Origin of the sequence: Scytonema hofmannii PCC 7110, from assembly GCF_000346485.2 — a bacterium.
In the GTDB taxonomy this organism is placed as follows: domain Bacteria; phylum Cyanobacteriota; class Cyanobacteriia; order Cyanobacteriales; family Nostocaceae; genus Scytonema; species Scytonema hofmannii.
Map to the genome: position 1 here is coordinate 8,592,698 of NZ_KQ976354.1, position 20,435 is coordinate 8,613,132.

Annotated in this window: 16 protein-coding genes; 10 read left to right on the forward strand and 6 right to left on the reverse strand. The window is 43.4% G+C overall.

Going from position 1 to position 20,435, the window contains the following annotated elements; translation table 11 throughout:
• Positions 1–11 precede the first annotated feature (11 nt).
• The 3 genes from mreD to WA1_RS36415 all read right to left on the reverse strand — a co-directional run bounded on the left by mreD (position 12) and on the right by WA1_RS36415 (position 2,542).
• Positions 12–629 carry a rod shape-determining protein MreD gene (gene mreD, locus WA1_RS36405; RefSeq protein WP_017746674.1) on the reverse strand — a complete coding sequence of 206 codons (618 nt, stop codon included), beginning with the start codon at positions 627–629 and terminating at the stop codon, positions 12–14.
• 2 nt (positions 630–631) lie between these two features.
• A complete protein-coding gene (gene mreC / locus WA1_RS36410) occupies positions 632–1,444 on the reverse strand; it encodes a rod shape-determining protein MreC (RefSeq protein WP_017746675.1) in 813 nt (270 codons plus the stop codon).
• Between the two features lie 90 nt (positions 1,445–1,534).
• Positions 1,535–2,542, reverse strand: a complete 1,008-nt coding sequence (locus WA1_RS36415; protein ID WP_017746676.1) for a rod shape-determining protein — start codon at positions 2,540–2,542, stop codon at positions 1,535–1,537.
• A 369-nt stretch (positions 2,543–2,911) separates the two neighbouring features.
• On the opposite strand from WA1_RS36415, the gene WA1_RS36420 reads away from it, so the two are divergent.
• Entirely contained in the window at positions 2,912–3,271 is a 360-nt protein-coding gene (locus tag WA1_RS36420; RefSeq protein ID WP_017746677.1) for a single-stranded DNA-binding protein, read from the forward strand.
• 136 nt (positions 3,272–3,407) lie between these two features.
• On the opposite strand, the gene WA1_RS36425 is transcribed toward WA1_RS36420, so the two are convergent.
• Positions 3,408–4,160, reverse strand: a complete 753-nt coding sequence (locus tag WA1_RS36425) for an SIMPL domain-containing protein (RefSeq protein WP_017746678.1) — start codon at positions 4,158–4,160, stop codon at positions 3,408–3,410.
• A 138-nt stretch (positions 4,161–4,298) separates the two neighbouring features.
• On the opposite strand from WA1_RS36425, the gene WA1_RS36430 reads away from it, so the two are divergent.
• The 5 genes from WA1_RS36430 (at position 4,299) to murI (ending at position 12,532) form a co-directional block, all read left to right on the forward strand.
• Complete coding sequence (locus WA1_RS36430; RefSeq protein ID WP_017746679.1) at positions 4,299–4,715, forward strand: EVE domain-containing protein; 417 nt, start codon at positions 4,299–4,301, stop codon at positions 4,713–4,715.
• Between the two features lie 82 nt (positions 4,716–4,797).
• Positions 4,798–6,246, forward strand: coding sequence for a cation:proton antiporter (locus WA1_RS36435; protein WP_017746680.1), 1,449 nt, complete (start codon positions 4,798–4,800; stop codon positions 6,244–6,246).
• A 726-nt stretch (positions 6,247–6,972) separates the two neighbouring features.
• A complete protein-coding gene (locus WA1_RS36440; RefSeq protein ID WP_026135022.1) occupies positions 6,973–8,919 on the forward strand; it encodes an N-acetylmuramoyl-L-alanine amidase in 1,947 nt (648 codons plus the stop codon).
• 660 nt (positions 8,920–9,579) lie between these two features.
• Complete coding sequence (locus tag WA1_RS36445) at positions 9,580–11,613, forward strand: N-acetylmuramoyl-L-alanine amidase (protein ID WP_017746682.1); 2,034 nt, start codon at positions 9,580–9,582, stop codon at positions 11,611–11,613.
• A gap of 79 nt (positions 11,614–11,692) precedes the next feature.
• On the forward strand, positions 11,693–12,532 hold the full coding sequence (gene murI / locus WA1_RS36450) for a glutamate racemase (protein ID WP_017746683.1): 840 nt from the start codon (positions 11,693–11,695) through the stop codon (positions 12,530–12,532).
• 95 nt (positions 12,533–12,627) lie between these two features.
• On the opposite strand, the gene WA1_RS61950 is transcribed toward murI, so the two are convergent.
• The gene (locus WA1_RS61950) at positions 12,628–12,822 is read right to left on the reverse strand and encodes a hypothetical protein (protein WP_148662843.1); all 195 of its coding nucleotides are present in this window, start codon (positions 12,820–12,822) and stop codon (positions 12,628–12,630) included.
• Between the two features lie 1,064 nt (positions 12,823–13,886).
• Here WA1_RS61950 and sds point away from each other — a divergent pair.
• The gene (gene sds / locus WA1_RS36455) at positions 13,887–14,858 is read left to right on the forward strand and encodes a solanesyl diphosphate synthase (RefSeq protein WP_017746684.1); all 972 of its coding nucleotides are present in this window, start codon (positions 13,887–13,889) and stop codon (positions 14,856–14,858) included.
• Positions 14,859–14,950: 92 nt separating this feature from the next.
• On the opposite strand, the gene WA1_RS36460 is transcribed toward sds, so the two are convergent.
• Positions 14,951–15,424, reverse strand: a complete 474-nt coding sequence (locus WA1_RS36460) for a hypothetical protein (protein WP_017746685.1) — start codon at positions 15,422–15,424, stop codon at positions 14,951–14,953.
• A gap of 273 nt (positions 15,425–15,697) precedes the next feature.
• Between WA1_RS36460 and hetZ the strand changes: the two genes are divergently transcribed.
• The 3 genes from hetZ to WA1_RS36475 all read left to right on the forward strand — a co-directional run bounded on the left by hetZ (position 15,698) and on the right by WA1_RS36475 (position 20,422).
• Entirely contained in the window at positions 15,698–16,888 is a 1,191-nt protein-coding gene (gene hetZ / locus WA1_RS36465; protein ID WP_017746686.1) for a heterocyst differentiation protein HetZ, read from the forward strand.
• The gene (locus WA1_RS36470; protein ID WP_066613137.1) at positions 16,881–17,864 is read left to right on the forward strand and encodes a PatU; all 984 of its coding nucleotides are present in this window, start codon (positions 16,881–16,883) and stop codon (positions 17,862–17,864) included. The genes hetZ and WA1_RS36470 overlap by 8 nt, the downstream gene beginning before the upstream one ends.
• 251 nt (positions 17,865–18,115) lie before the next feature.
• Complete coding sequence (locus WA1_RS36475; RefSeq protein WP_017746688.1) at positions 18,116–20,422, forward strand: transglutaminase TgpA family protein; 2,307 nt, start codon at positions 18,116–18,118, stop codon at positions 20,420–20,422.
• Positions 20,423–20,435 lie beyond the last annotated feature (13 nt).

A 20,435-nucleotide genomic window follows, 5' to 3' on the forward strand; every position in this document is an offset into this window, starting at 1 on the left:
ACTAACCATTTTCAAGACTGTTCTGCCAGCTTGAAGTGTTGCCACCAACGATTCAAAGGAAAATAGACAACTGGTGCCCATAGACTACTGAGAATAGCAGAAGCAAGGGCAACTTTCTGGAAATAAGCCCAGATGTCTGCCGCAATTGCGTTACCCATTAAAGTTAATTGGGACGCAAAAATTGTTTCTGCAAGAACTGCCATACCAAATACAATTAAGGCAATAGAAATAAAATCTTCTTGAATAAAGCGTTGTTTTTGGAGCATTCCCGTAAGTCCCCCCACAATTCCCAAACTCAAAGCGTGAGTTGGGTCTGGTGAAGTCATCGCATCTTGGAGTAACCCCAAAACTATCCCAGCACAGGTACCTTCAAAGGTTGTACGCTTGACACTCCAAGCAACCACCCAAATTACAGTCCAATTAGGTCCAATACCTAACAATTCCATACCGGGAAACCGTGTAGGAAGTATCATTAAGCACAAAAATGCCGACCCCACTGTAATCCCCCAATCAACGACTTGACGTAAGAAGGGATTCCAGCGAGAAAGAGGGCTAATTTTAATTCCGGATTTTCGCCTTGTTGGTTTTGGTTTTTTCTGTCTGCCACCATTTAAATGTATAAATTGCATCTTTAATTAGATTTTTCTAACTGTGTATTTTCTGAAGTGGGTTTTTCCGATTCTACGTTTTCAGGCTTCGGGTAGACTGCTACCCAATCTAAGGAACGTATTGGAGGGAAAAGTTCCACTTTTGCTACTGATGCTGGTAGTTTTTTCAAATCTAGCGACTTCACCTTTCCCACTGCTAAACCTGATGGAAATTTTTGGCTGTATGTAGATGTAGCAACCAAATCTCCAGGTTTTACATTTGGAACTTTTTCATAAAACTCCAGCACTGCATCCGCAGAGGCGTCTCCCCGCAATACACCTTTAGCACCAGTGCGGGTAACGGTGACGCCAACTTGGCTCTTAAGGTCGCTAATGAGCAGCACGCGACTGGTGTTGGGAGTTACACTCTCTACTAAACCTACTAACCCGCCATCAGCTTTAACAACATAACCTTCTTTAATCCCCGCGATCGCACCGCGATTGAGGGTAACTTGTTGCCACCAATTATCAGCACCTCGCCCTACAACCCTAGCTGGAATTGGGCGTGCTGATAAGGGCTGCTTTTCTACATAGCTCAATAACTCTTTTAATTTTTTATTTTGATTTTCTAGGTCTTGTATGCGGGTTTGAAGTTCTAACACCCGAGGATTGTCTCCCGAAACTTCCTCTGATACGGGCGCTGTTTGCAACATCTGGAACGGACGGGTAAGACCCTCGTAAACTTCAATAAGGAGCGCACCTTGGGTTTGTCTAAGTCCCCAAGCACCACTGATAACTATACCTAACAAACCAATTTGTAATCCTCTCCGCTCCCACCAGCGACGTGCTGTATACATAGTAACCTTCTCTAGCCATAACTTTACATAAGACAGAAGAATTCTATATTTATGATAAATATAGAACTCCATATCTGAGAATCCCTGATTTTACATATTCCGAGAACGTCCACTAAACACACGTTCTAATTGTTTGAAGTTTTCTAACACTCGCCCTGTTCCCAAAACCACACAGCTTAATGGGTCAGCAGCAACGTGCGTAACTATACCCGTCTCATGACTTATTAGGGTATCCAATCCTTTGAGTAAAGCGCCTCCTCCAGCGAGCATAATCCCTCGGTCGATGATATCTGCGGCTAGTTCGGGAGGTGTCCGTTCCAGGGTTCGCTTCACCGCTTCTATAATGACTGACAGTGGTTCAGACATACTTTCGCGAATTTCAGGACCTTTGATGGTCACAGTTCGCGGTAAACCAGAAAGCAGGTGTAAGCCTCTGACTTCCATAAAGGAGTCATCGTCATCGTGAGTAGGATACGCCGAGCCAATGCGAATTTTTATATCTTCTGCAGTCCGTTCCCCAATCACTAAGTTATGAACTTTCTTCATATATTGCATGATTGCTTCTGTCAGTTCATCTCCAGCGATGCGTACTGATTCAGAAATTACCGTACCTTGAAGACTTAGCACTGCGACTTCTGTTGTTCCACCACCAATATCAATAATCATATTGCCTGTTGGTTCTGCTACAGGCAGCCCAGCTCCAATGGCTGCAGCCACAGGCTCATCAATTAGGTAAACTTCTCGTGCGCCCGCTTGAGTAGCTGCGTCCATCACAGCTCGTCTTTCGACGCCTGTTACTCCACTAGGAATACCTATGACTATACGGGGTAAGACTAAGGATTTACCTTCGTTGACTCGCTGAATAAAACTTTTCAACATCAACTCAGCCGTGTCAAAGTCAGCAATTACACCGTCCCGTAAAGGACGTAAGGCAATAACATTCCCTGGTGTCCGACCGAGCATTTTTTTGGCCTCTTCTCCTACCGCTAGGGCGATTTTCTCGTTTTGATCGATCGCCACTACCGAAGGTTCTTGAAGAACAATCCCTTTACCTGATACATATACGAGGGTGTTGGCAGTACCGAGGTCGATACCCATATCCCGCGATAAGGAAAATCTACTAAAAAGACCCACGCGTTTCTACGCCCCCTAATTCCAATACTTTTTACTACAACCGTAAGAGAGAATCGTGCTGGATTCTATTACGTTTTTTGTCCTGAGTCTAGTAAAGCAGAATATCTTTTCATATATTTTTTTTATTCTTCAACCAGCCCCAAGCTTCTACTGTTTTATATTCTTTAGCTTCATATGTGTATCCGTATGCTTTTGTAGTTTGCACTGAATATTTTTTATCAGTTCTCTCAGTAATTATAATTGTTATTTATTTGACAATACTTTTTTAGCGCTGCAATTCGCTATTATAGAATTCAAAATCAACAAGTACATAAGTACTGAAAGGAAACTCTCATGAGCGTTAATGTTGTCACTTTAGTGGGTCGCGCTGGTATGGACCCCAAACTTACTTGTTTCGAGACAGGAAAAATGAAGTGTCAGTTTTCTCTAGCCGTCAGACGTCCCACCAGTAGAAGTGATGAACCAGATTGGTTTAACTTAGAACTCTGGGGAAACGAAGCACGAGTTGCAACCGATTACGTGAAAAAGGGCAGTTTAATTGCCGTCAAAGGTGCTCTCAAGCTCGATTCTTGGGTTGACCAAAACGGTAACAAACGAACTTCACCAATTATCCGTGTGGACAGGCTAGAGTTACTCGGTTCCAAGAAAGATATAGAAACTGACGGGATCGATAGCAATTCGGAGAATTTTTAATTGGGTTAGTTGTTAGTTGTTAGTTGTTAGTTGTTAGTTGTTAGTTGTTAGTTGTTAGTTGCCACTGGTCACTGGTCACTGTTCACTGATTAGTTGTTCTACCATCAACCACTAACCACTAACCACTAACCACTAACTAATAACTAATTTGCAGTGTTACCGTAGCTTCCACTTGTTGCTCTGAGCCAACGACAGGAGTGGAAGCATCTTGTGAAGCTGACTCTCGTACCTTTAGCGCCCCCATCATCGATATTGGTGGTGGCGTTGGTGCATTTGCCCCATCTATTTCAATACTAACAACTTCTTTGGCTTGGAATCCTAATGTACCCAAAACTGCACTCGCTTGCTGCTGTGCATCTTGGGTTGCTTCTTTGAGGGCTTGTTGTTTGGCGATCGCGATCGCGTCGTCACTGGCGATAAAACTGATGCTACTAATTTGCGTCGCTCCTGCTTTGACAGCTTCATCTAATAAAGTGCCAGCACCTTCTGTCGGCAAACGAAACCTCACAGTGTTAGTAGCCGTATACCCAGTTAGACGCTGCACGTTATTATTGTAGCTATAAACTGGGCTAAGACTAATGCCAGTGGTTTGCAATTTCTCTACTTTTCGACTTTTCAAAAGTTCTACCACCTCTGACGATCTGCGAGCTGCTTCTTTCTGAACTTCTTGTGCTGTTTTCCCCTGAACCTCAACTCCTAAAGTGATTTGAGATAGAGTTGTGGGAATTTCTTGTGTACCGCGCCCACTTACAGTCAAAGTTCGCAGCATTCTTTGCTTTTCTTGTGCCAAAGTAGGTTGGGCAAAACTGACGTATAACAGCAAAGCTATGGGTACAGTTTTCCAGAGGTTCCTTGAATTGAATCGAGAACCAAGTGTAACGATATTCATTGTTCACTCCTCAATAAGAGATTAAAGTCCAGATCCCCGACTTCTTTAAGAAGTTGGGCATCTTGTAGTAGGATATGCTGTTAATTTGGCACCAATAAAATTAAAAAGTGGTGTAGTTACGTTTTTGGAAACTGAACAATGGTGTACTGGTTGCTGAAAACTGAACCAGAAGAATACTCTTATAGCAATCTAGAAAAAGATGGCGAGGGAGTTTGGGATGGAGTGAGCAACGCTTTAGCTCTCAAGCATCTACGTACAATGGAGATTGGCGACTTAGCATTGATCTACCATACAGGCAAAGAGCGACAGGTTGTGGGTATCGCAGAAGTTGTGAGCTTACCCTACCCCGATCCAAAATTAGATGATGCCAAACGAGTGGTTGTGCGGTTAAAAGCAGTGCAAAAAGTCAAGCAGCCAGTGACATTATCTCGAATAAAACAAGATAGCAACTTTGAAAACTTTGATTTGTTGCGGCTTCCTCGACTATCTGTAGTGCCTGTATCAGAGTTTTACTGGCAACGCCTTCTACAATTAGCAGCAGCGACGGTCGGTTAATTCAGTTCTTTTCGTAACCAATGAATGATACTTGCTCTCAACAAACTTGTACATTAAAGAGAAGGTTTTTTTTTGGTAACCAATGCAGTTAAGCTTAACAACCTTCTCATTCCGATTACCTCTGTTAGCAACCGCAACAGAAGCAGCAGATAGTTCAATGGTTCTAGCAGCAGTGCTGCTGAGTTTAGTTGTTATCTATCTTGCTAGTAAAGTTGGTGGAGAGTTATCCAACCGTATCGGTTTACCCCCTGTTCTGGGTGAACTTGTGGCTGGTGTAGTCGTTGGTGTTTCAGGGCTACATCTTTTGGTGTTTCCTGAAGGGGGAGCAACTGGTTCTGGCTCTCTCATTATGAGCTTCCTGCAAACTACGGCGGGTCTGAATCCGGATGCAGTTGATGCTGTGTTTGCAGCACAGTCTGAAGTTCTGACCATATTATCAGAATTGGGTGTTATTGTTCTTCTGTTTGAAATTGGCTTGGAGTCGAACATCAAAGATTTGATGGCGGTTGGGATACAAGCCGCTGTAGTTGCATTCGTAGGGGTAGTTTTACCCTTCGCTGCTGGTACAGCAGGTTTGATGGCTTTGTTTGGCATCCCAATTGTGCCTGCGATTTTTGCTGGGGCGGCTCTCACGGCTACCAGTATAGGTATCACTTCTAAAGTCTTATCAGAATTGGGTCGTCTCAATTCAAAAGAAGGACAAATTATTTTGGGTGCTGCCGTTATTGATGATGTGCTGGGGATTATTATTCTAGCAGTGGTCGCAAGCCTTGCTAAAGAAGGCACGGTGGATTCGGGCAAAGTCGTTTACTTGCTGATTAGCGCTACCTCTTTCCTTGTAGGATCGATTGTCTTGGGTAACGTCTTTAGTAACTCTTTTGTCGCGATCGCTAAAAAGTTAAAAACTCGTGGTGAATTAGTGATACCAGCATTCACCTTTTCCTATATGATGGCATACCTTGCGGCTGTTATACAGCTAGAAGCCATTTTAGGTTCTTTTGCAGCTGGGTTAGTTTTAGATGAGACCGACGAGCGCGTCCAGCTACAAAAACAAGTCATGCCCATTGCCGACTTACTAGTCCCTATTTTCTTTGTCACCGTTGGCGCAAGAACCGATTTGGGAGTGCTAAATCCAGCTATTCCTACCAATCGCGAGGGCTTAGTTATGGCAATTTTCCTAATTGCTGTTGCGATTATTGGAAAAGTTGCCACAGGGTTGAGTGTTTTTGGAATACCTCAAATCAATCGTTTGGCAATTGGTGTTGGAATGATCCCTCGCGGTGAGGTAGGATTGGTTTTTCTCGGTATTGGCTCCTCTACAGGAGTTCTCTCCAAACCTTTAGAGGCAGCAATTATCATGATGGTTATTCTGACAACATTTTTAGCGCCACCTTTGTTAAGATTTGTATTCCCAGAACCAATTGAGACAGCAACCGACACAGAAAAATTAATTTTTGACGGTTCTGGTAGCAATTCTCTTGTAATTGGATCATCAGATGCTAAAATTTCTTCTCCAGATAAAAGGGAGTAGGAAGTAGGGAGTAGGGAGTAGGGAGTAGGGAGTAGGAAGAATTCCACATCCCTCACTCCCTCACTCTCTCACTCCTCCCCAATCCCCTAACCCTGTGTCTGTACTTAGTTCTTTGTAAAGACTGTTTCCTATATATTGTCAAGACCAATGGAACTCATATTCCCAAATCTACGTCTCCAGAGATGGAATTTTTAGAAGTTTTTTCTAAAAAAATCGACTTTAGGTATGTTCTTTTTGTCCTTCCATTCCCCTGCTCTCTAGTTAAACCCTAAATATTTTCTAGCCTTTAATACAGTAGGACTTAAAAATCACAGGGAGTAGGGAGTAGGGAGTAGGAGTTAGGAAAAAAGCACTTTCTACCTTGTCCCCGACCCCATTCCCCATTCCCTATTCCCTTTCAATTGGTGCATCAAATACCAAAAATGACACAACTCGATAAATCCCTTGTCGATTCAAGTGTTACCCATAGGGATTGACTGCTGTTGAAAATGCTGGTTATCTCATTAGTTAGTGTAGTCTAGTGCTTTAAAAAAAATGGACTTTTTTAATGTCATAACGGCATAGCAAATAGAACAGGTATGCTAGATTCGACGCCACTATTCCAATTCCTAGTAAGGATTTGATGCTTTTGGCATCAAAACCAAGGTGTGGGCGGTGATGGTGTGAGGATGTGCCAACACTTTGAAATTTTGACGGCTCTATGAATGCGAATCAGGAGAAAACACTGTGAAAATGCACTGGTTACTACCTGGTACCTTTGTAACTACTTCATTATGTATGCTGGCTACGCCTGCGGAAGCAGCGAAGTTACAGTCTTGGCGTTTTGATGCTAATCAAAATAGATTGGAAATCAATACCGAAGGTGCTGTGCAACCTCAGGCGCAACTGGTTTTTAACCCCACGCGCTTGGTTATCGATTTGCCAGGAATAGAATTTGGGCGTCCGCAGTTGACTAAGTCAGTTGGTGGAGCCATTCGCTCTGTTCGGATCGGTCAGTTTGACAAAGCAACGACTCGTGTTGTTGTCGAATTGAGTCCGGGTTATACCCTCGATCCAAAGCAAGTGAAATTTGAGGGCAAAACTGCCAGTCGTTGGACAGTACAATTACCAACACCACAAGCTGAGCAAACAGAAACCTCGAATGTAAGCGAGCAAGTTACGATCGCGACTTCGAGAAACGTTTCACCCCCCAGAAATGCTTCACCTCTGAAAAATGTTTATAGCGTTGTTACAGTAGACTCGCAAGAAAACAAACCAGAGTTTTCAAAACAAGTTGTGACTATTCCTGAAGCTACAACTCAAATAGAGAGCTTGCAAGTCACAGGAGACGGTTTATTTGTCCGCACAAATGGAGAAACCCCCAAATTTCAAATTATTCGCAGTCGCGATCGCTCTACTATTTTTGTTGATATCCCCGGTGCTACCCTCACGTCAAATTTTTCACAGCAGGATGTCAAAGTTAACCAGTATGGGATAAACCGTATTGAATTTAACCAACTGAGAACAACAAGACCAACTGTCAGGCTGACATTAAGAGTAGATCGAGATAGCCCTGACTGGCGGGTCAGTACGAGCAATATTGGTAGTAGTAGTGGTTTGGTGCTGTTACCTAACCGATTTGCGACTAACTCCCCCAGAGAAAATAATTCAAACAACTTAAACTCTCCAAGTGAGAGTCAATCGATACCTTTACCAGATCCATCAAGCAACAACTCCATTGCGACAATTCAGTCAGTGGATGTTGCTGGTACGAAACTGATGATTAGAGGCGATCGTGCTTTATCATCAGTCAACACTGGTTGGGATAGGTCTTCTGGTTTCTACCGAATTACTATTCCTAATGCTAAGTTAGCTCCTTCCGTCAAAGGTCCAGATTTTAGTGCCAACAGCCCCATTTTGCGGGTACGCTTGCAACAGCAAGACTCTCGTACAGTGGTTATATTTGTTCAACCCTCATCAGGAGTGCGATTTGGGCAACTCAACCAACCAAACAATCAACTCCTCTCTCTGGAACTAGAACGTACCCGTACAATATTGCCTCCCGTAGGATTACCGCCTATCTCGCGAACAAATCCACAGCCTCTACCACCCAGAACAACGACTCCTCCATCTCGGAGTCCTCGCGTCCCCAAAGGAAGAGTTATTATTGTTGTTGATCCCGGACATGGCGGTCAAGACCCAGGAGCACTTGGTATCGGGGGAATTCAAGAGAAGGACGTTATTTTACCCATTAGCTCGAGAATAGCTGAGCTTTTGCAGCAAAAAGGCGTACAAGCAGTGCTAACCCGAAATGCTGACTACTTTGTGGGTCTTCAGGGGCGGGTTGACATGGCAGAGAAGGTAAATGCTGATGTATTTGTTAGCATCCATGCTAACTCAGCAGGAGCCGGTCGTCCAGATGTTAGTGGTTTAGAAACATATTATTACGATAGCGGCTTAGGCCTAGCTAGAATTGTTCACAGCAGTATTCTCCGCAGTGTCAACGTTAAAGACCGAGGAGTCAGGAAAGCAAGATTCTATGTCCTGAGAAAAAGTTCTATGCCTTCGATTCTTGTAGAAACAGGGTTTTTAACTGGTCGTGAGGACGCTGCTAAGCTAGGTAACCGCCTGTACCAAAATCAAATGGCAGAGGCGATCGCTAATGGTATTGTTGAGTACCTCAGACAAAGATAACGGAATCTACTTTGTCTAAGAATAAATTCCCGATGGGCTGTTGCCTTAGCACAATTGCAGGCAGCAGCCCTTATTCTTTTAAATATATTGTGTAAAAAGTGTTTATTTAGACTTCAAATTGGGAATACTGTGTGACATCACACCTAACTTACCTGATGGTGATGCACATGAGTACGGCTATAAGACCCAGGATTTCCAAAAAATCGCACAACTTCTTGCCTTTGTCACCTGAGAGATAGGACTATAAAAATAAGAAATAAGCAATTGACCCTTTGAGATAAACTTTGTAATGGTAATATTTTCTATTATTTCTAGTGACTGATAAGGGTTTTTGCTAGCTCAACCCAAGCATCTATATTTTTTCAGTTATACATCAGTGGGGTCTATGAGTCCCTACCATATCAGTCAACCGTATCTGACAGATAAAGTGTGAAGTATGAAATATGAGTAAATTCCACCAAAAAATTGAACATTTGTACCGAGTTATACTACTTTTTTCATTCTTTATGCTTCATTCTTGTAAACTTCATCCGGCAAAAATTAAGCGCAAGCTTTATTTCTAAAGTGACTTTTTATAATGCTGAACGGTAAAGGCGTCAGTCCTTGCCAAAAGTTTAGGCATTTTGACATCTCTTATAAATACGAATCTGGAGAAAAATTGTGAAAATTAACTGGCTGTTACCTGGTGCTGTTGCAACAAGTGCTTTGTTCATAGCTTCGTCGCCAGCGCAAGCAGCGAAACTGCAATTCTGGGGATATGATGTCAATAAAAATCGATTAGAGTTTCGTACTGAGGGACCTGTTCAACCCCAGGCGCAACTCATTTTTCATCCCACTCGCTTAGTAATTGATTTACCTGGTGTGGAATCTGGACGCCGACAGCTCATGCAACAAGTCGGTGGTGCTATCCGCGTTATCCGTATTGGACAATTAGACGAACACACAACTCGCCTTGTTGTAGAACTAAGTCCGGGTTATACTCTCGATCCAAAGCAAGTGAAATTTGAGGGGAGAACTCCCAGTCGTTGGTTCGTACAATTACCGACGCCAGAAGCAGAACTTGGAGTTCCCTCTTCACTAAATGTTTACAGTGTTGTCAAGCCTAACCCCAATACAGCACAAAGACCGGAACCAAACGTTAATGTCTACACCGAACCTGTCCCCAATACAAACCTTGAGCCACTTCCAAGACGAACGATTGTGAGTCGTACTAATAACAGCAATCTTGCTGAAGGTATGGCTCAAATTGAGAACTTACGTGTCACAGGAGATGGGTTGTTTGTCCGTACCAGTGGTAGCATTCCTAAGGTAAAGATGTTTCGCAGCAAGGACAAAAGCGCAATCAACATTGATATTTCTGGTGCTGCTTTATCCTCTGATTTCCCGATGCGGGATGTACCCGTTAACAAACATGGAGTTAGACACGTAGAATTTACCGAACTCAGATCCGATCCACCAGGTGTCCGGATGACGTTATGGGTAGAAAAAGATGGTCCAGATTGGGGAACAAACGTTAGCTCTAATGGAAGTTTGGTAATTCTGCCAAACAGCAGTGGAGTGACAGTATCAGAGAATAACGCTAGGAGGAATAACGACGATAGTAATTCCAGTCGTTACTCCGACAATAATTCTAGAAATAATGACGATAGTAACTCAAGCCGTTACTCCAACAATAACCTCCGTTCTTACGAAAGTGTAAATGACTCATTGTCTACAATTCAATCTGTAGAATTGGCTAGTGCTGGCGCACAACTGTTTATTAAAGCTGATGGCACTTTAGCTTCTATTGATAGCAACTGGGAAAGATCTTCGGGTTTTTTCCGAATCACGATACCCAATGCCAAATTAGCAACTCCAGTCAAAGGTCCAAATTTGGATGCAAGCAGCCCCATTCTCCGCATCCGACTGCAACAGAAAGATTCTCGTACAGTTGTTATGTACGTTCAACCCGCACCTGGAGTGCGAATTGGACAACTCAATCAACTGACAGAAAGGGTTTTGTCCCTACAATTACAGCGCACTCGTTCCATAACTTCGCCATTTTCTTTGCCGCCTTTAGCAAGACCATCATATCCACAACCTATGCCTAACGGACCAATGACAATTAATCCAACTTATGGGACACAGCCACAAGCACGACGAAGAGCACCCAATGGGCGCGTTGTGATTGTTGTCGATCCCGGACATGGTGGTAAAGATTCTGGTGCTCCCGGTATTGGCGGATTGCTAGAAAAGAACGTGGTTCTGCCTATCAGTCAAAGGGTAGCATCCGTTTTGGAGCAAAGCGGCGTGCAGGTAGTGCTTACTCGCAATTCTGACTACTTTGTGGAACTTCAAGGACGGGTAGACTTAGCAGACCGAGCCAATGCCGATTTATTTGTTAGCGTTCACTCTAATTCTATTGAGGGTCGTCCTGATGTCAATGGTTTAGAAACGTATTACTATGACAGCGGTTACGATCTGGCTCGTGTCGTTCATAATACTATTCTCGAAAGTATCCCAAGCCTCAAAAACAGAGGAGTACGGAAAGCTAGATTTTATGTTCTAAGAAAAAGTTCTATGCCTTCCATTTTGGTAGAAACTGGCTATATGAGTGGTCTAGAGGATAATCCCAGGTTGGGAACTCCCGAATACCAAAATCGCATGGCGGACGCCATCGCTCAAGGTATACTTCGATACTTGCGACAAAGATAGTGGTTAGTGGTTAAGAGTACAACTAACAACTAACAACTAACAACTAACAACTAACAACCTAAATTAATATTTTCTGCCTGTGCTGAGCTATTCTGATTTTGATAACGAACCCCAACGTGCCTCAATTGGCATTTTTGATAGTGGTGTAGGTGGTTTAACGGTCCTGCGACAACTCTACAAGCAACTCCCCAATGAATCGATTATTTACTTTGGGGATACGGCTCGACTTCCTTATGGCATTCGCACACCAGGTGAAATCGTACAGTATGTACGTGACATCCTAGACTGGATGCAACAGCAACAAGTGAAGATGGTTGTCATGGCATGTAACACCAGTTCTGCTTTAGCCCTAGAGGCGGTGCAGGACAAATATCCTTTTCCCGTTCTAGGAATTATCCTCCCTGGGGCAATGGCAGCAGTTGAATGTGGCAAACGCATTGGGGTGATTGCCACTCCGGCAACTGCCAAAAGTAATGCATATCGACATGCTATCCTAGAAGTAAATCCCCAAGTTCAAGTCTGGCAAGTAGGTTGTCCGGAGTTTGTGCCGCTCATTGAACAACATCGCGTTCAAGATCCCTACACCATAGATGTGGCACGCTCATACCTCGAACCACTCATACACCATCAGATCGATACCCTAGTCTACGGCTGCACCCACTATCCTCACCTAGCACCAGTCTTGCGATCGCTGCTTCCATACCAAGTACAGTTGGTCGATCCTGCCATACAGGTAGTTGCTGCTTGCGCTCAAGAACTAGATGTGATGGGTTTGAAAAACACCCATCCACCAGTACCCACGCGCTTTGCTGTCAGTGGCTGTCCGCAACAGTTTGCTCAGTCCTGCTTGCAATGGCTAGGTTACACCCCAACCGTTGAGGCAGTATGCTGGGCTGAAAGAGTAGGGAGTAGGGAGTAGGGAGTAGGGAGTAGGGATAAGAGAAAGAAATTACAAACTCTTCCCTAACCTCTAATCCCTAACCCCTACCTCCTCTCTTGACTCTTGACTCTTGACTAGTGTAGGCTAGTAGCCTCAGTCACATTTGACGTTAAGGTTACCTCCCCCTTATTCGTATGGGAAACTCGTGAAGAGTCACCACTAGCTGTCTTATTTCCGGTTCTCTTTGCTAGTGCCAACAAGAGGTAGACTGCTAACAAATAACCAGAAGCTAATATAAAAATCATCATAGGCATTTTTCCGTAAATCATCGTCTCTACCAGGTCTTGTGTCCAAGGGTTATAAACTTAAATAAATAATGTAGAACTGCAGCCACAAACTACACTTGTAGCGGCTGTTTTTCTACGTAAAAAACTATTCGGTAGAGCTAAATGCTCTCCGAGGAATCCACTTGTAAGGAATTTTTTGCAAACTACACCTATAGCAACAAATAGTTGATTTACCAAAAAGCAAACGCAATCCGTTGTTTCAGCATTCTACCCAGTCTGCATTATTTTGCACGCACTTGACTCTGTACTTGCATTGCAAGCACTTTTTCTGTGCTCATAAACTATGACGTTTCCCCTATAGAAAACGCATGGCTTTAACCTTGAGTTTTGGAGACGAGGGACTTAACCAACGAATAACTCCCTTGGTCAAAGCCCACGATACTTTATTCACTCACAACACCAGAAAAGGAAAACACCTCTTGGTGATTTTCTCGACCGGATGGTGAATCTCTCAATAACTTAAAATCCCTTGATTTTAGCGTAACACAACCACCCTGACTTTTTAGCCAATTTTTCTGCTAAATTTAAAATTTTCTAGGGTTAGTTACATAGGCTTTGAAGATATTTTTCTTGACTTAAAAGCCGACACTGTATAAAAAAAAACTATAGTTGACTCATAAGTAAATTTTACCTTGTTTTCAATGTTACTAGTAAAAATGTTATGGTAAATTTACTGAAAATTAAAGTTTTTATGAAGAAAAGCACTTTTGTTTGATATCTAAGATTTTAGCAAATTTTAAAAAAAGTATTAAAAGCCGCTTTCTAGTGCGAAGATATACCCATTACTACCTCAGTATGCTTTTCGCCACATTAGAAAAAATGAAAATTTAACACCTGAGTTTTTTAACTACCTGTTACTATTTTAAGAATTGTAACAAGGCAGAGACCAACAGGCAAGTACCCACAACGCTTTTAACAGTGACCAGTAACGAGTAACCAATTTCTCGATCGTTCTATCCTTTCTATCCCAAAAAAGGACTAGATTATCTTAAAATGAGTAGAAGATATGTAAACTTTCGTAAATTAAAGCCAGAGTCTGCCCATCCATGACCCCAGCCACCTCCCTTTTTTCCCCAGTGGAAGCTGACCTGCTTTTACTAGCAGACAATCTAAAACAGCTAGTTGGAAACGGTCACCCCATTCTTTGTGCAGCCGCCGAACACTTATTTGGAGCTGGGGGAAAGCGTATCAGACCAGCTATTGTTCTACTCGTCTCGCGGGCAACAATGCTCCAGCAAGACATTACGCATCGCCATCGCCGCCTAGCTGAGATTACAGAAATGATTCATACAGCTAGCTTGGTACACGACGATGTGGTTGATGAATCAGAAATGCGACGTAATGTTCCGACCGTTCACAGTTTGTTTGGTAACCGGATTGCAGTTTTAGCAGGAGATTTTCTGTTTGCTCAATCTTCTTGGTACTTAGCAAACTTGGACAACCTTGAAGTGGTTAAACTGCTGTCGCAAGTGATTATGGATCTGGCAACTGGCGAAATCCAGCAGGGATTAAGTCGATTTGATAGCAGTATAACTATTGAGACTTATTTGAATAAGAGTTATTACAAAACCGCGTCTTTGATTGCTAACAGTGCTAAAGCGGCAGGGGTTTTGAGCGAAGTTTCCCAAGAAGTCACTGAGCATTTATACGACTACGGGCGTCACATTGGTTTGGCGTTCCAGATTGTGGATGACATTTTAGATTTCACGAGTTCGACAGACACCTTAGGTAAACCAGCTTCTTCAGATTTAAAAAGTGGCAATTTAACAGCACCTGTTTTATTCGCTTTAGAAGAACAACCGTACTTGGAAGTTTTGATAGAAAGAGAGTTTGCTCAAGAAGGAGATTTAGACCAAGCCCTCTCCTTAATTGAAAATAGTCAGGGTCTACAGCGAGCAAGGGAATTAGCAGCCCATCATGCTCGGTCAGCATTAGAGCATATAGCAGACCTACCCGCCTCCGATTGCCGTCAAGCCTTGATTAAGATGGCTGACTACGTGTTGAGTCGTCTCTACTAATTTTCAAGACTTAATAACCAAATCATATACATAGACCAAGTCATTGGTTTAGCATGAGAGTATACATGCTAATACCTGATAGCTGATAAAATTTATGCAATGTCCGGAGGAATTTGCATATTCTTTCTGTTCTGTTGAAGCTTCTGCTGAATTAGGTTTTCCAGGTCAGTGCGCCTAATTTCTACTCCATTACTGGTAATGTCAGGAGTTTCAAAAAAAACTATACTCTCTACGGGTTGCATTGCTACCAGTTGGAACAGAATGTGAGTGACAGGGACGGGTGTAGCTACCAATTGAGGGTCAAGCCCAGCATTTGATTTGCCTGGGACATCCTGTAATGTAGGGAAAGCATAAATTACACGCTTTTCCAACTGTGGATTTGCGCGGTTGCTTAATGTAGTCAAAACCCAGCTGCCATCTAAATTTTGGAGTATGTAGTATTGGGAACGGCGTAATTTCTGGGCGATCGCGCTAAGGACAGGAGCGATTGCTGTGACAAGTTGCGGTGTTACACCATCTTTGGGTGCATTGTCAATCAGCAATTGAATTTGTGCTTGTAAATCCATAATTATCTGTAAACTGCGAGTGGTGTTCATAACATCTAAGCAGTGACCAGTAAGCAGTGACCAGTGACCAGTGAGCCTTTGGGTTTGCCTGGGGATCTAGAAGGGAAGCTTGCCTCTAGTACTGGACTTACCGCCTACAGAATTGATTCACCAGTAAACATTGACCTATAAACAATTGATAACAGGTTACTGGTCACTGGTCACTGGTCACTGATTAAGAAGCAGGCTTACAGGTTGTACTCAAGTATGTTAGGGTCTTTTTAAAACTTGATTATGAATTCAGCCGCAACCGTAACAATTCAGGGAGTAAGTTCTATCGGCGTGGAGGCGATATATCAACTCCTGTTTAAGGAGCTTCAGCAGTCAACTAAAGCTTCGGCTCCCAACTGTCGTGATGTGTCAACACGAATCGCTGCCGAAGTTAACAGAATTTGCAGTGAGAGCAAGCGCATCCAAGCCGCCGGTGGTGTGGAAAACTCTGCGATCGCTCTAGCCAAACACAGGCTGCAACAGTGTCTCAGGTACTACGAGTTGGGTTCTAATCGAGGTAGGGTAGAATTACATAGCACCTTAAGTGCGATTATTTATCGCTACATCAATCCCCCTCAAAGACAGTTGAGCTATCAAGGACGGCTCGTTGTCATTGAAGATTTCTTACAGAGTTTTTACTTAGAATCCTTAAACGCTTTCCGACGAGAAAGCCAACTTACTGCTAGTTATCGTCCGCAAACTCTGTTGGAATTGGCAGAGTATATGGCATTTACCGAACGCTATGCCAAAAGAAGGATTCCCTTACCTGGACGCCAGCAACAACTCATTATTCTTCGAGCACAAACATTTTCCCAACAACAACCACCGGAAACTTGTGTTGATATAGAACAAGCCGCAGAGGGAAGCGGCAATGAAGGCGATGGTTCTTGGGAAGATCCTGCAGTGCAGCAATTGCGAAGTGCAATGGCAACACAGCCAGAACCCGAACCCCAAGAAGACACTTTGCGTTCTGTAGTTGTTACAGAATTGATGAACTACCTAGAAGAAAAACAACAATCAGACTGCGCTGATTACTTTTCCCTCCGCCTGCAAGATTTATCAGCACAGGAAATAGAGTCTATCTTAGGGTTAACACCAAGACAAAGAGATTATTTGCAACAACGATTTAAGTACCACTTAATTCGATTTGCGCTGTTGCATCGCTGGGAACTAGTGCATGAGTGGCTAGAAGCCGATTTACGCACTAACCTGGGATTGACACCACAGCAGTGGCAAATTTACACAACAAAACTGGACGATAAGCAAAGGTCTCTATTAGAGTTGAAACAACAGGGAATACCTGATGAAAAGATTGCCAAAACTTTAGGGTTATCAATGGCACAATTGCAAAAACGGTGGTTTAAAATTCTTGAGTACGCTTGGGAAATTCGTAACTCTTTAATATCCGGATCGGGTGCATCTACTCATGAATAGTGACTCAGAATCCTTACAAAACCAGTTGATTGCTTGGTTATTGGGCGACCCCCAAACAACTGAAGAAGGAAACTTGGTAGATTGTAAGGACGTTAAGGGGGTAAACAATCTAGATGAAACAGCCGCCGCTTCCAACGGTGGCGATTTTCGATCGAGACAACCACCCCAAACCTTTCAACTGGGAGAAATTCCTACTGTGCAAGAACGTTTCCAAGCCGTCCTTAAACGTCGGTTACAAATTCAATTAAAAAACCCCCCGCCGCTATTCCCTTGGGAAAACCAACTGACAGACTACCCCGATTATGTAGACAAACCGTCAGTTGATTTGGTTCCGGTTTGGGGGTGGACGGCACAGCAAGTCAAGCTGAATTTGCCGATTCTGTTACCGGAAAGAGTTTTCCAAATGTTACTGGAGAAGTGCCAAGGGTTAGTGTCGTCTTCATTACCATTGGGGACTAAACTAGTTCAAGCGGTGGAAAACCTCTTCCCTGCTGAGCCTGAGGTAATCAATGACATCGCCGGATTAGTGCTAAGAAGCCCCTATAGATCTGCCGTGGATGCTATAGAGACCATGCCGAATTTAGAAAGTAGCTACTCAGATTTACAGCCCCGCCAACAAATGGCACTGTCATTAATGGCAGCAAAACAGCTGTTAGAAAATTTGACGCTACCCATCGGAGCAACCGATCCACTTGTAGAAAGACAATGGTTAACTAGCTCAGGTGTTCTTACTTTAAAGGTGGAATACCAAACCCAAGGACAAGTCACCAAGCTACGCGTTCAAAGCGAGTTACCTGGAGCGGGAATTTTAAATCTTCAGGGAGAAGCCTCTCAAGCAATGGTAGAGTCTTCAAGTCCGGGATGTGTAAGTGTCGAATTAAATGACATACAACTCAACCAGACTTACACCCTAGAAGTCGAGTTAAAAGAAATAGACACTAGACCACTTGTTTTTGTGATTGTTCCCACGGCGTAGATCGCTTTTGCCATCGCTAGCACCTTAAATTAATAAAACGCCATTGTGACGAAATGAAAATCCTGGTTTTGAGCAATTCTCTTTTCAATTTAAAGCGTCATTAGGGCGTCTACAGAAAGCTGCTATGAGGAAGACACGAAGAAGGGGTACGGTTTGACCGACTCGCTTGGTGTTTGTAGCGTCCAAGATTGCCGCTTTGATTACATACCCATAGACTGCTTTCTTGCTTTTAAATGATTAACAAATCCAGGATGAATTGGCGTCTACCTGTTGTCGATCTCTTGCGGCAAAGCATGCAGGAGACGCCATTGGTGGAAGTAGAAAATACAATTACCTTACGGGTGCTAGTGCTAGCGTTGGTGGTTGTTGGGATTATCGCCACGGATATTGCTGCAGAGACTAAATTTAGTTTTTGGGCAGTACCCTTTTCAGTCGTTGGCGCGATTTGGAGTTACCACCGTCGCCGCGAACGTAATGTCTCGGTTAAGTTTTGTATTGCCATAGGCATGTTGGCAGCACTGGGTGCTTTTTTTGGCAGATTATTTGGCGAGCTAAATGACACGCGTTTGGCTTTAGCGGAGTTATTAATTCAACTCCAAGTGCTTCACAGCTTTGATATGCCCCGTCGCAAAGACTTGGGTTATTCAATTGTCATCGGGTTGATTTTGCTCGGTGTCGCCGCAACACTGAGTCAAACGCTAGCATTTGCGCCAGTGCTGCTGTTATTTTTGGCAATTGCTTTGCCGACCTTAGTGCTTGATTACCGTTCTCGGCTAGGATTTCAAAAATTTGTTGCGTTCCCTGGTTCAACCAGGGAACAACAAAAAACTTCTTCTTTTTTAAGTTGGAAATTTCTTTTCTTCAATTTTTTAATAATTGTGGTAGCGGGACTGGGTATTTTTGCTGTCTTACCCAGAGTTCCCGGCTATCAACTGCGAATGTTCCCAGTCAGCGCTCCGATTAATGTTAAAGGAGAGTTTACCGGGCGTAGTATTATTAACCCAGGTTATATGCGCCGAGGTAACGATCCCAAAAATCAAGGTGCTGCTTCCAGTGGATTGGGAGAAAATCAACCGGGTATTCCCGGAAAAGTAAATGATAATTTTTATTACGGTTTTAGCAGCCAAATAAATCAAAACCTGCGGGGAGAGATGAAACCCAAAGTTGTGATGCGAGTGCGATCGCAGAGCAAAGGTTTTTGGCGAGTCTTGGGGTTTGACCGCTACACGGGTAAAGGTTGGGAAATTTCTCGCTCCGAGCAAGTTGAAACAATCAAGCGCTCTCCTTGGTCTTTCCAAATTTTTCTGCCTAGAGCCATCAACACCGGTCAAAGTCAGGATGTAGTACAAACGTATACAGTTGTGTCGGATTTGCCCAACTTAATCCCAGCCATGGCACATCCCAAAGAAATCTACTTTCCGACACCAATAGTCGCGGTGGATAAAGAAGGCGGGTTGCGAGCACCTGTTGAATTGTCAGAAGGTTTAACTTACACGGTGGTTTCAGAAGTACCCCTTCGCGATCGCACTTCGTTGAGAACAGCTTCAACCAAGTATCCAGAGAGTTTTAAAAAGCACTACCTACAAATCCCTGATGGAATTGCCGAAAAAGTCAAAAAACACACTGAAGGAATATTAGCCAACTACAATCTTGAACGGGTAGGTAAGTCTCAAAAAGCCCTGGAATCACCCTATGAAATAGCTCTTTACTTGGCTCAGTATTTAAAGCAACACTATAATTTTCCAGATAATCCTTTAGAATTGCCCTACCTGAGTGAAAAAGAAGACCTGGTAGAAACTTTTTTGTTCAAGCACAAAGGAGGTTACCCAGACCACTTTTCCACAGTACTGACAGTGATGCTGCGTTCCATAGGTATACCAGCGAGGTTGGTAGCGGGATTTAGTCCGGGAGAATTTAATCCATTTACGGGAATGTACGTTGTCCGCAATACTGACGCTTACGCAATGACAGAAGTTTACTTTCCCAAATATGGCTGGTTTGCCTTTGACCCAATCCCAAATCATCCCCTGATTCCCCCTTCGGTGGAAGACACAGAAACATTTAGTGTTCTGCATCAATTTTGGAACTGGGTAGCTGGGTGGTTGCCAACTCCAGTCAAAGGTTTTCTCACCACCATATTTGGAACAATATTCAATTGGATTTTCAGAGCATTGTCGTGGTTTATCTCATTATTTAGCCAAGGTTGGGCTGGAGCGATGGCGGGATTAACGGTAGGAACAGCATTCGCCTTTTGTAGTTGGATGGCATGGCGTTTGTGGAGACAGTGGCGCGATCGTTTGAGGCTAAGTAAATTACCGCCAATGGAAAGCCTCTATCAACAAATGCTCAAATGGACAGATCAAAAAGGTTTAGGTAAACATCCAGCACAAACACCTCTAGAGTTTGCTCGCGGATCTTACGACCATCATGCCTTTGGAATTGCCGAAGTCATTGACGAAATATGCCAAGCTTACGTAAGTTGGCGTTATGGTGGCTATGCTCCTGACTTAAATCGGCTGCAACAAAGATGGCGAGAGTTAAATAAAACACCTAAGTAGCTGAAAAAGGGAG

Bases quoted from the DNA above. Each gene is read 5' to 3' on its own strand.
- mreD (WP_017746674.1), bottom strand. From the start codon at position 629: ATGCAATTTATACATTTAAATGGTGGCAGACAGAAAAAACCAAAACCA.
- mreC (WP_017746675.1), bottom strand. From the start codon at position 1,444: ATGTATACAGCACGTCGCTGGTGGGAGCGGAGAGGATTACAAATTGGT.
- WA1_RS36415 (WP_017746676.1), bottom strand. From the start codon at position 2,542: ATGGGTATCGACCTCGGTACTGCCAACACCCTCGTATATGTATCAGGT.
- WA1_RS36420 (WP_017746677.1), top strand. From the start codon at position 2,912: ATGAGCGTTAATGTTGTCACTTTAGTGGGTCGCGCTGGTATGGACCCC.
- WA1_RS36425 (WP_017746678.1), bottom strand. From the start codon at position 4,160: ATGAATATCGTTACACTTGGTTCTCGATTCAATTCAAGGAACCTCTGG.
- WA1_RS36430 (WP_017746679.1), top strand. From the start codon at position 4,299: ATGGTGTACTGGTTGCTGAAAACTGAACCAGAAGAATACTCTTATAGC.
- WA1_RS36435 (WP_017746680.1), top strand. From the start codon at position 4,798: ATGCAGTTAAGCTTAACAACCTTCTCATTCCGATTACCTCTGTTAGCA.
- WA1_RS61950 (WP_148662843.1), bottom strand. From the start codon at position 12,822: ATGATTTACGGAAAAATGCCTATGATGATTTTTATATTAGCTTCTGGT.
- sds (WP_017746684.1), top strand. From the start codon at position 13,887: ATGACCCCAGCCACCTCCCTTTTTTCCCCAGTGGAAGCTGACCTGCTT.
- WA1_RS36460 (WP_017746685.1), bottom strand. From the start codon at position 15,424: ATGGATTTACAAGCACAAATTCAATTGCTGATTGACAATGCACCCAAA.
- hetZ (WP_017746686.1), top strand. From the start codon at position 15,698: ATGAATTCAGCCGCAACCGTAACAATTCAGGGAGTAAGTTCTATCGGC.
- WA1_RS36470 (WP_066613137.1), top strand. From the start codon at position 16,881: ATGAATAGTGACTCAGAATCCTTACAAAACCAGTTGATTGCTTGGTTA.
- WA1_RS36475 (WP_017746688.1), top strand. From the start codon at position 18,116: ATGAATTGGCGTCTACCTGTTGTCGATCTCTTGCGGCAAAGCATGCAG.